Annotated in this window: 14 protein-coding genes and 1 pseudogene; 10 read left to right on the top strand and 5 right to left on the bottom strand. The window is 73.9% G+C overall.

Features of this window, described 5'->3' with window-relative positions; translation table 11 throughout:
- The first annotated feature begins 23 nt into the window (after positions 1 to 23).
- The 4 genes from sufC to QSK03_RS01150 are packed head-to-tail and all read left to right on the top strand — an operon-like array spanning position 24 to position 2,975.
- Complete coding sequence (sufC, locus tag QSK03_RS01165; RefSeq protein ID WP_285648124.1) at positions 24 to 803, top strand: Fe-S cluster assembly ATPase SufC; 780 nt, start codon at positions 24 to 26, stop codon at positions 801 to 803.
- The gene (locus QSK03_RS01160; protein WP_285648123.1) at positions 800 to 2,113 is read left to right on the top strand and encodes a cysteine desulfurase; all 1,314 of its coding nucleotides are present in this window, start codon (positions 800 to 802) and stop codon (positions 2,111 to 2,113) included. Before sufC ends, QSK03_RS01160 begins: the two co-directional genes overlap by 4 nt.
- Positions 2,110 to 2,571, top strand: coding sequence for a Fe-S cluster assembly sulfur transfer protein SufU (gene sufU, locus QSK03_RS01155; RefSeq protein WP_285648122.1), 462 nt, complete (start codon positions 2,110 to 2,112; stop codon positions 2,569 to 2,571). The genes QSK03_RS01160 and sufU overlap by 4 nt, the downstream gene beginning before the upstream one ends.
- Complete coding sequence (locus QSK03_RS01150) at positions 2,568 to 2,975, top strand: metal-sulfur cluster assembly factor (RefSeq protein ID WP_285648121.1); 408 nt, start codon at positions 2,568 to 2,570, stop codon at positions 2,973 to 2,975. The genes sufU and QSK03_RS01150 overlap by 4 nt, the downstream gene beginning before the upstream one ends.
- 173 nt (positions 2,976 to 3,148) lie before the next feature.
- Here QSK03_RS01150 and QSK03_RS01145 read toward each other — a convergent pair whose 3' ends face one another.
- The 5 genes from QSK03_RS01145 to QSK03_RS01125 all read right to left on the bottom strand — a co-directional run bounded on the left by QSK03_RS01145 (position 3,149) and on the right by QSK03_RS01125 (position 7,155).
- Positions 3,149 to 4,165: an adenylate/guanylate cyclase domain-containing protein gene (locus tag QSK03_RS01145; protein ID WP_285648120.1), complete on the bottom strand. Its 1,017-nt coding sequence runs from the start codon at positions 4,163 to 4,165 to the stop codon at positions 3,149 to 3,151.
- The gene (locus QSK03_RS01140) at positions 4,162 to 4,608 is read right to left on the bottom strand and encodes a universal stress protein (protein WP_285648119.1); all 447 of its coding nucleotides are present in this window, start codon (positions 4,606 to 4,608) and stop codon (positions 4,162 to 4,164) included. Before QSK03_RS01140 ends, QSK03_RS01145 begins: the two co-directional genes overlap by 4 nt.
- A 67-nt stretch (positions 4,609 to 4,675) precedes the next feature.
- The gene (locus QSK03_RS01135) at positions 4,676 to 5,917 is read right to left on the bottom strand and encodes a lycopene cyclase family protein (protein WP_285648118.1); all 1,242 of its coding nucleotides are present in this window, start codon (positions 5,915 to 5,917) and stop codon (positions 4,676 to 4,678) included.
- A complete protein-coding gene (locus tag QSK03_RS01130; RefSeq protein WP_285648117.1) occupies positions 5,914 to 6,321 on the bottom strand; it encodes a hypothetical protein in 408 nt (135 codons plus the stop codon). Before QSK03_RS01130 ends, QSK03_RS01135 begins: the two co-directional genes overlap by 4 nt.
- A gap of 60 nt (positions 6,322 to 6,381) precedes the next feature.
- A complete protein-coding gene (locus QSK03_RS01125) occupies positions 6,382 to 7,155 on the bottom strand; it encodes an SDR family oxidoreductase (protein ID WP_285648116.1) in 774 nt (257 codons plus the stop codon).
- Between the two features lie 134 nt (positions 7,156 to 7,289).
- Between QSK03_RS01125 and QSK03_RS33375 the strand changes: the two are divergent.
- From QSK03_RS33375 to egtB, 6 genes and pseudogenes are all read left to right on the top strand, one after another.
- Positions 7,290 to 7,835: pseudogene (locus QSK03_RS33375) on the top strand (ATP-binding cassette domain-containing protein); the annotation flags it as partial.
- A gap of 75 nt (positions 7,836 to 7,910) precedes the next feature.
- Positions 7,911 to 8,885 (top strand): ABC-F family ATP-binding cassette domain-containing protein, encoded by a 975-nt coding sequence (locus QSK03_RS33370; protein WP_502872118.1) that lies wholly within the window; start codon positions 7,911 to 7,913, stop codon positions 8,883 to 8,885.
- Between the two features lie 175 nt (positions 8,886 to 9,060).
- Positions 9,061 to 9,270, top strand: a complete 210-nt coding sequence (locus QSK03_RS01115; RefSeq protein ID WP_116707459.1) for a helix-turn-helix domain-containing protein — start codon at positions 9,061 to 9,063, stop codon at positions 9,268 to 9,270.
- Between the two features lie 153 nt (positions 9,271 to 9,423).
- Positions 9,424 to 11,286 carry an ABC transporter ATP-binding protein gene (locus tag QSK03_RS01110; RefSeq protein WP_285648114.1) on the top strand — a complete coding sequence of 621 codons (1,863 nt, stop codon included), beginning with the start codon at positions 9,424 to 9,426 and terminating at the stop codon, positions 11,284 to 11,286.
- A 148-nt stretch (positions 11,287 to 11,434) separates the two neighbouring features.
- Entirely contained in the window at positions 11,435 to 12,940 is a 1,506-nt protein-coding gene (egtA, locus tag QSK03_RS01105) for an ergothioneine biosynthesis glutamate--cysteine ligase EgtA (RefSeq protein WP_285648113.1), read from the top strand.
- On the top strand, positions 12,937 to 14,307 hold the full coding sequence (gene egtB / locus QSK03_RS01100; protein WP_285648112.1) for an ergothioneine biosynthesis protein EgtB: 1,371 nt from the start codon (positions 12,937 to 12,939) through the stop codon (positions 14,305 to 14,307). The genes egtA and egtB overlap by 4 nt, the downstream gene beginning before the upstream one ends.
- The last annotated feature ends 2 nt before the right edge of the window (positions 14,308 to 14,309 follow it).

The raw sequence follows: 14,309 nt of genomic DNA, 5'->3' as shown, positions 1-14,309 counted from the left end.
CTAGACGTCCCGAAAGAGGCTTGATGTCCACCCTCGAGATCCGCGACCTGCACGTCGAGGTCGAGACCGAGTCCGGTCCCAAGGAGATCCTGCGCGGCGTCGACCTGACCGTGAGCTCGAACGAGACCCACGCGATCATGGGTCCGAACGGCTCCGGCAAGTCCACGCTCGCGTACTCCATCGCCGGCCACCCGAAGTACACCGTGACCAAGGGCCAGGTGCTCCTCGACGGCGAGGACGTCCTGGAGATGGCCGTCGACGAGCGCGCCCGCGCCGGGCTGTTCCTCGCGATGCAGTACCCCGTCGAGGTGCCCGGCGTCTCGATGTCGAACTTCCTGCGCTCGGCCGCCACCGCCACGCGCGGCGAGGCGCCGAAGGTGCGGCACTGGGTCAAGGAGGTCAAGGGCGCGATGTCCGACCTCGAGATCGACCCGGCGTTCGCCGAGCGCAGCGTCAACGAGGGCTTCTCCGGCGGCGAGAAGAAGCGCCACGAGGTCCTGCAGATGGCGCTGCTCAAGCCGAAGATCGCGATCCTCGACGAGACCGACTCGGGTCTCGACGTCGACGCACTGCGCGTCGTGAGCAAGGGCGTCAACGACTACAAGGCGGACTCGGACGTCGGGATCCTGCTGATCACCCACTACACCCGCATCCTGCGCTACATCGCGCCGGACAAGGTCCACGTGTTCGTCAACGGCCGGGTCGCCGAGTCCGGCGGCCCCGAGCTCGCCGAGGAGCTCGAGGAGAACGGCTACGTGCGGTTCACGGGCGCTGCGGCCGACAAGGAGGAGCAGCCGGCATGACCGCCATCGCACCCTCCACCACGGGTGCGACCCTGGATGTCGCGAAGATCCGCGCGGACTTCCCCATCCTGAGCCGCACCGTCCGCGACGGGAAGCCGCTGGTCTACCTCGACTCCGGCGCGACGTCGCAGCGCCCGCGCCAGGTGCTCGACACGGAGCGGCACTTCCTCGAGACGTCCAACGCCGCGGTGCACCGGGGGGCGCACGCCCTCGCGGAGGAGGCCACCGACGCCTACGAGTCCGCGCGCGAGCGGATCGCGGCGTTCGTCGGCGCGGACGTCGGCGAGATCGTGTTCACCAAGAACGCCACCGAGGGCATCAACCTCGTGGCGTACGCGATGGGCAACGCGTCGGTCGGCGAGCGCGTCGACCCGGCGGCGGAACGCTTCCGGCTCGGCCCGGGCGACGAGATCGTCACCACCGAGATGGAGCACCACGCCAACCTCGTGCCCTGGCAGGAGCTCTGCCGGCGGACCGGGGCGACGCTGCGCTGGTTCTCCGTCACGCGCGACGGCCGTCTCGACCTCGACTCCGACGAGGCGCGGACGGTGATCAACGAGCGGACGAAGGTCGTCGCGTTCACCCACCAGTCGAACGTGCTCGGCACGGTGCCGCCGGTCTCCGAGCTCGTCCGCCGGGCGCGCGAGGTCGGGGCGTACACGGTGCTCGACGCCTGCCAGTCGGTGCCGCACGCGCCGGTCGACCTGCACGCGCTCGGTGTCGACTTCGCGTCCTTCTCCGGGCACAAGATGCTCGGACCGTCGGGCATCGGCGTGCTCTACGGGCGCGCCGAGCTGCTCGAGGCGCTCCCGCCGTTCCTCACCGGCGGCTCGATGATCGAGCTGGTCCGCATGGAGGGCTCGACCTACGCCCCGCCGCCGGCCAGGTTCGAGGCCGGCGTGCCGATGACGTCGCAGGCCATCGGCCTGGGCGCGGCCGTCGACTACCTCTCGGCGATCGGTATGGACGCGGTGAAGGCCCACGAGCAGTCGCTCACCGAGGCGGCGCTGGTGAAGCTGCAGGACCTGCCGGGCGTGACGATCATCGGCCCCCGCACCACCGAGGCCCGCGGCGGCGCGGTCGCCTTCGAGATCGAGGGCATCCACCCCCACGACGCCTCGCAGGTGCTCGACGACTCCGGCATCGCCGTGCGCGTCGGCCACCACTGCGCGTGGCCGCTGCACCGTGCCTTCGGCGTCCAGTCGTCGATCCGCGCGAGCTTCCACGTGTACAACACGATGGAGGAGGTCGACACGCTGGTGGCGGGCGTGCGACGGGCACAGGAGTTCTTCGGGACGGTGCAGCCGTGAAGCTCGACTCGATGTACCAGGAGATCATCCTGGACCACTACCGCAACCCGCACGGCCGCGGGCTGCGCGACCCGTTCGAGGCCGAGGTCCACCACGTGAACCCGACCTGCGGCGACGAGGTGACCGTGCGCGTGCACCTCTCCGGCGGGGAGGGTCGCGACGCGAAGGTCGAGGATCTCTCCTACGACGCGCTGGGCTGCTCGATCAGCCAGGCCGCGACGTCGGTGGCGCACGACCTGCTGGTCGGGCACACGGTCGGCGAGGCCTTCGACACGCTCGACGCCTACCAGGCGATGGTGCAGGGCCGCGGCAAGGTGGAGCCCGACGAGGACGTGCTCGACGATGCGGTCGCCTTCGCCGGCGTGGCCGCGTACCCGGCGCGCGTGAAGTGCGCACTGCTGGGCTGGCTGGCGTTCAAGGACGCGGTGGCCCAGGCTCAGGCTGGAGGTAGCTCATGACCGAAGAGACCGTGCAGCGCGGTGCGGCCGGGATGCCCGAGGCCCCCGCCGACACCGGTGACCTGCCCTCGATCGACGACCTCGAGGAGGCCATGCGCGACGTCGTCGACCCCGAGCTGGGGATCAACGTCGTCGACCTCGGCCTGCTCTACGGCATCGACGTCCACGACGGCTCCGACGACGGGACCGGCCCGGTGGTCACCCTCGACATGACGCTGACGTCCGCGGCCTGCCCGCTGACCGACGTCATCGAGGACCAGGCCCGCGCGGCGCTGACCCAGGGCCCGGGCGGGGGTCTGGCCAAGGACGTCCGTATCAACTGGGTCTGGATGCCGCCGTGGGGTCCGGACAAGATCACCGACGACGGGCGCGAGCAGCTCCGCGCGCTCGGCTTCACCGTCTGACCGGACCTGCACGCTCATCCGGACGCGATCGCGTTCCGGGAACGAACGGCGCTCTCGCTGCTTCGCAAGCAGCGAGGGCGCCGTTCGTTTCTCGGGCGGGCCGGCGTTCGGAGGTTCCGCTGTGATCAACGGGGACTTCGCGCGCATAGAAGCAACGAACAGCGCGTTCGCCGCTACCTCTTCTCGCGGACCACGTGGGGGCGCAGGTGGCGGTAGCCGCGCACGGAGATCTGGGGGACCGCGCGGATGTCGAGGTCGAGGTCCGTCCGCCGCAGGGCGTCGGTGAGATCCTCGTCGACGAGGACGGTGCCGGGGCGCGCCTCCGAGGTGAGGCGGCTGGCGATGTTCACGACCGGGCCGTAGACGTCGCCGTAGCGGGGGAGGACCTCGCCGAGCGCGAGGCCCACACGCAGGGAGAGGCGCTCGTCGTCGCCGGGCACGTCCTCGTGGAGGCGGAAGGCGATGTCGACGGCGTCCTCGACGCGCTCGCAGACGAAGAGGATCTCGTCGCCGAGGGTCTTGACGATCCGCCCATGGCGGCGGGCGACGACCTCGGTGCACACGGTCTCGAAGCGTTCGAGCAGGGAGCGCAGCTCGACGTCGTCGATCTTCCGACTCAGGCTGGTGAAGCCGACGATGTCGGCGAAGCCCACGACGACGCGGTTCTCGGAGAACTCCTCGTCCTCGGGCCGGGCGAGGCTCGACAGCATGCGGCCCGCGGTGACGGCGAGGTGGCGGCGCCAGACGTAGGTCTGCAGCCGCTCCAGCGAGGGCACGAGCCGTTCGACGGCGGCGACGACGGCGTCCGGGTCGTCGGCGTGGCCGGTGTCGGCGATCGTGCGGCGCACCAGGGTGGCCTGCCACTCCGCGAGCCGCCCGAGGCCCTGCCCGAGGGCGCGGGCGACGGCGAGCTCCTCGGCCTCGTCGAACGTGTCCTCGTCGAGGAGCCGGCCGGACAGCGCGAGGGCGTCCAGGTCGGCGTCGGCGAACGCGCGGACGTCGTCGGGCGTGCTCGGGAAGCCGAGCGCGCTCCACAGCCGCGAGGTGTGCTCCGGCGAGAGCCCGGTGCGCTCGTGGACCTCGCCGCGCGTCATGCTCCGGGGCCCGCCCAGGAGCAGCTCCTCGATCTGCTCCCGGGCCCGCGACCACCGCTCCGGGTCGGCCCGGTCCGGGTCCGGGCCGCCCGTCACGTGGTGTGGACGATGAGGACGTCGCTGCCGGCGCGCCGGGAGATGCCCTGGGGCACGGAGCCGAGCAGGCGTCCGGCGAGGCTGTTCAGACCGCGGTTGCCGACGACGACGACGTCGGCCTTGCGGTCGGTGACGACCTCGATCACGCGCTCGATCGGGTCGCCCTCGACCGCGACGGTGTCGATGTCGACCGAGCCCTTGGCCGCGGCCCGCTCGCGGGCGTCGCGCAGCGTCTCCTCGGCCGGCGTGGAGCCGACGACGTGGAACGCGGCGTCCTCGCCGAGCGCCTGCTCGGCCTCGCCGGTCGACTTGGCCGCCTTGTAGGCGCAGATGATGAGCAGCGTCGCCTTGCTGTCCGCCGCGATCCCGGCGGCGCGGTCGACCGCGCGGAACGACGACTCGGAGCCGTCCGTGCCGACGGCCACGATCTGGTAGGCACCCATCGCGGAGTACTCCCTCCGTCGGTGGCGGGTCACGAACCCGTCACGATTTCGGTTCACGAGCGTACCGCTACTGCTCCGTTCGGACGCTCCGGGCCCCGAGCACCGTTCCCCTGATCAGGTGGAGCCGGAGGCGGGGCGACAGTCGACCGAACAACGAGGTCATCGCCGCCAACGATGCGGTGACGTCCTCGCGGGCGTCGAGATACGCCCGGCGGTGGACGGGCGGCAGCGCGAAGAAGCGGTCGAAGAACGCCGGCACCTCGCCCGGCGGCAGCGTGAGCAACGTCTCCAGCCCGCGCAGGCGCAGCGCGTGGACGGTGAGGGCGGCGGGGGAGCGGACGACCGCGCGGGCCGCGCGGGCGACGTCGGCCGGGTCGTGGCCGCCGCGCAGCGCGTCGCCGAGCACCGCGGCCAGGCGCGGCGCCATCCGCAACGAGGTCGCGAGGCTGAAGCCCGAGGCCGGGTGCACGACGGGGTCGGCGGCCCCGATGGCGACCACCCCGGCCGGCGAGCGGTGCCGCGGCGAGTCGACGGGGAAGCGGACCTTCTCGACGTCGGCGGGGTCGTCGGGGATCTCGGCGTCGGACAGGCCCGCGGCCCGGAGCCGGGCCCGGAGCCGGTCGCGCAGCTCCGGCATCGCGAGCCCGGGACGGCGGGCGAGCGAGGTCTCCTCGAGCAGCACCCGTTCGGCGTCCAGGGGGACGGCGTAGAGGAAGGTCGGCCAGCCCGGGCGGCCGTGCGCCGGGCGCCAGTCCATGAACAGCAGGCGGTCGCCGCTGACCCGGGCGGCGACCGCGCGCGGCACCACCACGCCGTAGGCCGTCTGCTCGGCGCGCGGCCGGCCGCCGTCGAGCCCGCGGGCCGCGCCGCGCCGGGCCAGGGCCTGGCGCGCGCCGGTCGCGTCGACCACCACCCGACCGGTCGCCGCGGTGCCGTCGTCGAGCAGGACCGCGGGATGGCGCCCGGGCCCGACGGGCACGGCGCCGACGGCACGCCCCCGCCGCACGGCCACGGCCGGATCGCTGAGGTGCTCCTGGAGCGCGGCGGTGTCGAGCACGGCGTACTCGTCGTCGAGCTCGTGGGTGCGCCGCGCGATGGCGACCCCGCGCCCGCGGGCGGCGACGACGTCGACGGGCAGGTCGGCGGGCAGCTCGTGGGCCCACGCGCCGTAGGTGTGCGTCCAGGCCCGGTGCGGGCGCGGGTCGACCAGCAGCGTGCGCAGGTCGCGCGCGGCGCAGGCGCGGGCGAGCGACCGCCCGGCCGGTCCGGCCCCGGCGATCACGACGTCGGCGACCGGTGCGGGGGTCACCGGTCGCGGTCGTCCCGGCGGTCGGACTCCGCGCGGGCCATCTCCTCGAGCGCGGCCCGGTCGGCCTTGGCCCGGGCGTTCCAGGCGCGCATCTCCGGCGGGTAGCCGGTGACGGTGACGTCGTGGCAGGCCACCTTCACCGAGCGCGCGAGCTTCTCCGCCGCCCGGGGCGTGCCGACCCGCCGCCGCGTCCACTCACCGTCGAACGCGACCGCGACGACCGTCGTGTCGGTGGCCGTCGTCTCGGGCTCGATGTAGAACGCGACGCCCTCGCGGGTCTTCGCGAAGGCCCGGAGGTGCTCGAGGTCGGCCGGCCCGCCCTCACGGTCGAGCACCTGGCGGAAGCCGCCACCGCCCACACCGCTCGCGCCCCCGCCGCGGCGGAACCTGTCGAAGAGCCCCATGCGAGATCACCTCCCGATCACCATCATTGTGCCCGTGTCCGGTTGAGGTGGCCGTTGCGTTCACGTGTGGCCGGTGGCGAGCATCCCGCCGTCGACCCGCACGGTCTCCCCGGTGATCCACGACGCGGCGTCAGAGACCAGGAACCCGACGAGCGCCGCGACGTCCTCGGGCGTCCCCAGGCGCTTCATGGGGTACCGCGACGCGACCTCGTCCTCGCCGTGCGCGTAGAGCGCCTCGGCGAAGCGCGTCTTGACCACGGCCGGGGCCACCGCGTTGACGCGGATCGCGGGCCCGAGCTCCCAGGCGAGCTCCTCGGTGAGCCGGATCAGCGCGGCCTTCGAGGCCCCGTAGGCGCCGATCACCCCGCTCGAGCGCAGGCCGCCGACCGAGGCCATGTTGACCACCGCGCCGCCGTGGTCGCCCATCCACGCCCGGTGGGCCTCCTGCACGAAGCCGAGCGCCGCGATGACGTTCACCTCGAAGATCTTGGAGACGGCGGCGAGGTCGGCGTGCACCAGCGGCCCGTACTGCGGGTTGATGCCGGTGTTGTTGACCAGCACGTCCAGCGAGCCGAAGCGCTCGACGGCGGCGTCGACGGCGGCGGTCCGGTGGGCCGCGTCGCCGGAGTTGCCCGCGACCGCGAGGACCCGGTCGGGCGCGCCGAGGGACGCGGCGGCCTCGTCCAGCGCCTCCTGCTTGCGGGCCGTGATGGTCACGCGGGCACCGCGGTCGAGCAGGTGGCGGGCGACGCCCAGGCCGATGCCCCGGCTGGCGCCGGTGACGAGCGCGGAGCGTCCGGCGAGATCCGGGGCGGGGGCAGTGGGCTCGGTCATGGCCGCACCCTAGAGCGGCGGGTCGGGGAAGGCCGTCGCCTACACTGGAGGGGTCCGCGGGGCGCCCCGTCCGCCCGCCACGACCTCCTCGGAGACCCCTCCCCGTGATCACCGCGTCCGATCTCGAGCTGCGCGCCGGCTCCCGCGTCCTGCTCGCCGGGGCGACGCTGCGCGTCCAACCGGGCGACCGGATCGGGCTGGTCGGCCGCAACGGCGCGGGCAAGACGACGACGCTGCGCTGCCTCGCCGGGATCGGCGAGCCCTACGGCGGCACCGTGCGCTCCACCGGCCCGGTCGGCTACCTGCCGCAGGACCCGCGCGAGGGCGACCTCACCGTGCTGGCCCGCGACCGCGTGCTCTCGGCCCGCGGTCTCGACGAGCTGCTGCGCGACATGGAGAAGACGCAGACCGCGATGGCCGAGATGGCCGACGACGCGGCCCGCGACCGCGCGATCGCCCGCTACGGGCGCCTCGAGGAGCGCTTCGCCGACCTCGGTGGCTACGCCGCCGAGAGCGAGGCCGGACGGATCTGCTCGAACCTCGGGCTGCCGGGCCGGGTCCTCGCCCAGCCGCTGGGCACGCTCTCCGGCGGCCAGCGCCGGCGCGTGGAGCTGGCGCGCATCCTGTTCGCCGCCAGCGGCGACACCGGGGGCAACGCGGGCACGACCCTGCTGCTCGACGAGCCCACCAACCACCTCGACGCCGACTCGATCGGCTGGCTGCGCTCGTTCCTGCAGGCCCACGAGGGCGGGCTCGTGGTGATCAGCCACGACACCGAGCTCATCGGCGACGTCGTCAACAAGGTCTGGTTCCTCGACGCCACGCGCGGCGAGCTCGACGTCTACAACATGGGCTGGAAGAAGTACCAGCAGGCGCGGGCCGACGACGAGGCCCGGCGCCGCCGGGAGCGGGCGAACGCCGAGAAGAAGGCGGGCGCCCTGCAGGCCCAGGCCGCGAAGATGGGGGCGAAGGCCACGAAGGCCGTCGCCGCCAAGCAGATGGCCCGTCGCGCGCAGGCGATGCTCGACGGTCTCGACGAGCAGCGCGTCGACGACAAGGTGGCGCACATCCGCTTCCCGGCCCCGGCGCCGTGCGGTCGGGTGCCGATGACCGCCGAGGGGCTGTCGAAGACCTACGGCTCGCTCGAGGTGTTCACCGGCGTCGACCTCGCCGTCGACCGCGGGTCGCGCGTCGTGATCCTCGGGCTCAACGGTGCCGGCAAGACCACGCTGCTGCGCATCCTCGCGGGCGCCGAGACGCCCGACACGGGCGAGGTGGCCGCCGGTCACGGCCTGCGCACCGGCTACTTCGCCCAGGAGCACGACACCCTCGACATGGACCGCACCGTCTGGGAGAACGCCCGCAGCGCGGCCCCCGACACCCCGGAGCAGCAGCTGCGCACGCTGCTGGGGGCGTTCATGTTCTCGGGCGAGCAGCTCGAGCAGCCCGCCGGGACGCTCTCGGGCGGCGAGCGCACCCGTCTCGCGCTCGCGGGCCTCGTGTCGAGCGCGGCCAACGTCCTGCTGCTCGACGAGCCGACCAACAACCTCGACCCGGCCAGTCGCGAGAAGGTGCTCGACGCCCTGCGCCGTTTCGAGGGCGCGGTCGTGCTCGTCACCCACGACCCGGGTGCCGTCGAGGCCCTCGAGCCCGAGCGCGTGATCCTGCTGCCCGACGGCACCGAGGACCATTTCTCGGCCGAGCACCTCGAACTGGTCGAGCTCGCCTGACCACGGCCCGTGGGCTCGTTATCGCAGCTAACCAAGGCTGTCCTGCGAACGGACGTCGATCACTCCGATCGGCCCAACCGCTTACCGATCACGAGAAATGTGCCGTGGCGCACACCCCACTCGGCGATCATCATGGGTCGACCGGACCTGCGGTCGGACGAGGGGTGAGATCGAGATGGCCGATCTGAAGAAGGGTGCGCGGATCACCGGCACCCAGCGGGACAAGCTCGCCACGGATCTGAAGAAGAAGTACGAGAAGGGCGCGAGCATCCGTTCCCTGGCCGAGTCCACCGGCCGGTCGTACGGATTCGTGCACCGCGTGCTGTCGGAGTCCGGTGTCACGCTGCGCGGGCGCGGAGGCGCCACGCGCACGAAGAAGAAGTAGCGCGAGGGCCCCTCGCCCCCGAGGGGTATCCCCGCTCCCGGAGGACCCGGTTGACACCACCAGCCGGCTCCGTGGCGTCCGCTTGACCTCGACCATGGTCGAGGTCGCACGCTCGGAGTAGACGAACCTCACGAAGGACGGGAGCGGGCAGCCATGGACGCCTGGTCGTTGATGCAGTCCGCAGCCCGGGCGGACAGCCTGCCGCGGTCGGTGCCCACGGGCACGCTGCCGCGCATCTGGCGTTTCGCGCGCCGACACCACCGCGCCCTGGCGGTGTTCCTCACGCTGGCCACGGCGTCGGCCGTGGTCGGCGTCGCCGTGCCGGTGCTGGCCGGGCGCGTGGTCACCGCGATCACGAACCGTGAGCCGGGGTCGGTCGTCGTCGGCATCGCGCTGGTCATCGCCGGCCTGGCCGTGCTCGACGCGGGGCTCACGCTCGGCGAGCGGTGGCTCTCGTCCCGGATCGGCGAGGGCCTGATCTACGACCTGCGCCTGGCCGTGTTCTCCCACGTCCAGCGCATGCCGCTCGCGTTCTTCACGCGCACCCGCACCGGCTCGCTCGTCAGCCGTCTCAACAACGACGTGATCGGGGCCCAGCGCGCCTTCACCTCGACGCTCTCGGGCCTCGTCACCAACGTGATCCAGCTGGTCCTGGCCGTCGTCGTCATGGTAGCGCTCGCCTGGCAGGTCACGGTGCTCGCGCTGATCCTGCTCCCGATCTTCGTCCTGCCCGCCCGGCGGATGGGACGGCGGATCGCGGCCCTGCAGCGTGAGTCCGCGAACCTCAACGCGGCGATGACCGGGCAGATGACCGAACGGTTCTCCGCGGGCGGCGCGACGCTGGTCAAGCTCTTCGGGCGCCCCGAGGCGGAGGCCGACGAGTTCGGCGCGCGCGCCGACCGGGTACGCGCGGTCGGGGTCCGGACGGCCATGGTCAACCGGGTCTTCCTGACCTGCCTGACGCTCGTGGCGGCGCTGGCCCAGGCGCTGGTCTACGGGCTCGGCGGCTGGCTCGCGGTCACCGGCACGCTCGACGCCGGCATCGTGGTGAGCCTCGCGCTGCTGCTCACCCGCCTGTACTCCCCGCTGACCTCGCTCGCGAACGCCCGCATCGACGTGATGAGCGCCCTCGTGAGCTTCGAGCGGGTCTTCGAGGTGCTCGACCTGCAGCCCGCCCTCACCGAACCGGAGCACCCGACCCCGCTGCCCGCGGGCCCGCTGGGGCTCGCGGTCCGCGACGTCCGGTTCACCTACCCCGCGGCGTCCGCGGTGTCCCTCGCCTCGCTGGAGGAGGTCTCGCGCCTCGACGACCGGGCCGGGCACGAGATCCTGCACGGCGTCGACCTCGCGGTCGGGCCCGGGCGCATGCTCGCACTGGTGGGGCCGTCGGGGGCGGGGAAGTCGACGATCGCCTCGCTGCTGCCGCGGCTCTACGACGTCGACTCGGGCGCGATCGAGATCGGCGGCGTCGACGTGCGCGCGCTGGCGTTCGCCGACCTGCGCGGTGCGGTGGGCGTCGTCACGCAGGACGGGCACCTGTTCCACGACACGGTCCGGGAGAACCTGCGCTACGCCGCGCCGGACGCGACCGACGGGCAGCTGCGCGACGCGATGGTCCGCGCCCGGCTGGGGGAGCTGCTCGACGAGCTGCCCGCGGGCCTCGACACGGTGGTGGGGGAGCGGGGACACCGGCTCTCGGGCGGCGAGCGCCAGCGCCTGACGATCGCCCGCCTGCTCCTGGCCTCGCCGCGCGTGGTCATCCTCGACGAGGCGACCGCGCACCTGGACTCCGAGTCCGAGCACGCGGTGCAGGAGGCGCTGACCGAGGCGCTGGTCGGCCGGACCGCCGTCGTCATCGCCCACCGGCTCTCGACCGTCCGGGCGGCCGACGTCATCGCGGTGGTCGAGCACGGCCGGGTGGTCGAGTCCGGGACGCACGACACGCTGCTGGAGCGGGGCGGCCGGTACGCCGACCTGTACCACACCCAGTTCGCGACGTCGCGCTCCGCGGCGTGAGCCATCACGCACGGTGATCTTCGCGGCGGGTCCGGTCGGCGCCGGACCCCTGCGAGGCGCCGAACGCGCGTGTAGCGTCGCTGAGCGTCCGTGTGCGGCCGTCGAGACCCGACGGCGGTCGCCGGAGTCGGTCGACCTGGGAGGCTTCGTGCCGGTTCCGACACCGTCGGCGCGCCGCGACGACGCCGCCGACGTGTCCCGCGACCCGGCCGGCCCCGCCGTCCCGTCCGCGCGGCGCCGGGTGGCCCTGGATCCGAACGCGCCCCTGCCCGACCGCGCGACGGCCGAGGCGTACGTGGCCTCGGTGTGCTTCAAGCACGGGCCGCCGCGTCTCGTCGGCACCGAGCTCGAGTGGCTCGTGCGCCACGTCGACGACCCCGCCCGCCCCCTCGACCCGGCCGTGCTCGCCCGTGCTCTCGGCCCGCACGCCCCCGACACCCTCACCCTCTCCGCCGCAGCGGCTGTCGATCCGGTCAACGCCCTGGCCCGCGATCCGGCCTCCGGCCCACCCCTTCCCCGCGTCGCGCCCCTCGCGCTGCCGGCGGGTGGCACCCTCACCGTCGAGCCCGGCGGGCAGGTGGAGATCGCCAGCCCGCCGCTGCCCGGCGTCGGCGCCCTGATCCGCGGTGTGCACACCGACGTGGCCGCCCTGCGCACGCTGCTGGCGAACGAGGGGCTGGCGCCCGTGCCGCGGGCCAGCGACCCGCTGCGGCCCCCGCGGCGCCTGCTCCAGGTGCCCCGCTACGCCGCGATGGAGGCGGCGTTCGACCGCATCGGTCCGCACGGGCGCACGATGATGTGCTCGACGACGGCCGTGCAGGTCTGTGTCGACGCCGGCGAGGGCGAGGACGTCGCCGCGCGGTGGGCCGCGCTGCACGAGCTCGCGCCGGTGCTGCTCGCCGCGTTCGCCAACTCCCCGGTCGTCCACGGACGGCGCACCGGCTGGAAGTCGTCGCGGTGGGCGGCCTGGATGGCCCTCGACCCCCAGCGCACCAGCCCGCCGGCGGAGCTCGGCGACGACCCGGCCCGCGAGTACGCACGGCGCGCGCTCGACACCCGTCTGCTGTGCCTGCGACGCGACGACGACCCCGACACGTCGTGGGCGGCCCCCGACGTCACGTTCGCCGAGTGGATCGACGGGCGCCTGGACACGCCGCCGACCCGGTCGGACCTCGACTACCACCTGACGACGCTGTTCCCGCCGGTGCGCCCGCAGGGCCACCTCGAGGTGCGCTACCTCGACGAGCAGCCCGGCGACGAGTGGGTCGTCCCGCTCGTGGTGGTCGCCGCGCTCCTGCACGACCCGCGCACGGTCGAGCGGGCCCGGGCCGCGGCGGAGCCCGCCGCGGACCGCTGGACGGCCGCGGCCCGCCACGGCCTCGCGGACCGCGTGATCCGCCGGGCCGCGGGCGATGTGTTCTCGCAGGCCCTCCGGACACTCGCCGGCCCGGACTTCGACGACGTCGACCCCGACGTCCGCGAGCTGGTCGACCGGGTCGTCACCGAGCGGATCCTGCGGGGTCGCTGCCCGGCCGACGAGCCGCTCGACGACGCCGAGACCCGTCTGCGTCCCGACCCGGACGCGGACCCACCCGACGTGGACGACCTCCCGTCGTCGGGACGCCGAACCCTCCTCGGAGGTGAACGACCGTGACCGCCACCAGCCCCGCTCCGGGTGCCCCCGGCGACACCGGCCCGGACCGCGCCGCCCTGCGGCGCCGCCTGGCCGACGAGCTCGCCGCCGCCCGGGCCCGCACCCGCGCGCTGACCCACGACGCGTTCGCCGCGGACGACCCCGACCTCACCCGCCAGCACTCCCCGCTGATGTCGCCGCTGCACTGGGACGTCGCGCACATCGCGAACATGGAGGACTTCTGGCTGGTGCGCCGCGGGGCGCCGGACGCCGACGTCGTCGCCGGCGTCCGGGAGGACCTCGACCACCTCTACGACGCTTTCACCAACCCGCGCTCCGGTCGTCCCGACCTGCCGCTGCTCGACCCGACCGAGGCGCGCGTCTACGGCGACCGGGTGCGGGAGATGGCGCTCGCCCACCTCGAGGCCGGCCGGCTCGACGAGCGCCGCGCGCTCGCCGACGGCTTCCTGTTCGGGATGATCGTCCAGCACGAGCAGCAGCACGTGGAGACGATGCTCGCCACCCACCAGCTGCGCTCCGGCGCGCCGGCGCTGCACGCCGACCCGCCGCCGCCCGCGGTCGTGCCCGGGCTCGCCGGCACCGAGGTGTTCCACGAGGGCGCGGAGTTCCTGCTGGGGACGTCCCGGGAGCCGTTCGCCCTGGACAACGAGAAGCCCGCGCACCCCGTGCGCGTCGACTCCTTCCTGCTCGACGCCGCCCCGGTGACCAACGGCGAGTTCGCCCGGTTCGTCGACGCCGGCGGCTACGCCGACCGCGCGCACTGGTCCGAGGCCGGCTGGGACCACATCACCGCCGAGGGCTGGAGCGCTCCCATGACGTGGGAGCAGGTGGACGGGCGGTGGCACCGCACGTCGTTCGGCGTCCGCGAGGCGATCAGCGACGTCGCCGACCAGCCGGTGCTGCACGTGTCCTTCCACGAGGCCGCGGCGTACGCGGCGTGGGCGGGCAAGCGCCTGCCCACCGAGGTGGAGTGGGAGTTCGCGGCGCGCTACGACCACGCCTCCGCCACGACCCGCCGCTTCCCCTGGGGCGACGAGGACCCGACGCCCGAGCGCGCCAACCTCGACCAGCGCCACCTGCAGCCGGCCCCGGTGGGGGCGTACCCCGCGGGAGCGTCCCCGCTCGGCGTGCACCAGTTGATCGGTGACGTCTGGGAGTGGTGCGACTCCGGCTTCGAGGGCTACCCGGGCTTCGAGCCGTTCCCGTACAAGGAGTACTCCGAGGTCTTCTTCGGCGGCGACTTCCGGATGCTGCGCGGGTCGTCGTTCGGCGTCGGGACCCCCAACGCCCGCACGACGTTCCGCAACTGGGACCTGCCGATCCGTCGTCAGATCTTCTCCGGCTTCCGCTGCGCGCGGGACGCCTGAGC

The organism is Actinomycetospora sp. NBRC 106375, assembly GCF_030269665.1.
Taxonomy (GTDB): Bacteria; Actinomycetota; Actinomycetes; order Mycobacteriales; family Pseudonocardiaceae; genus Actinomycetospora.
The sequence above is the reverse complement of the archived record's forward strand: the minus strand, read 5'-3'. Positions and strand labels throughout refer to the sequence as shown.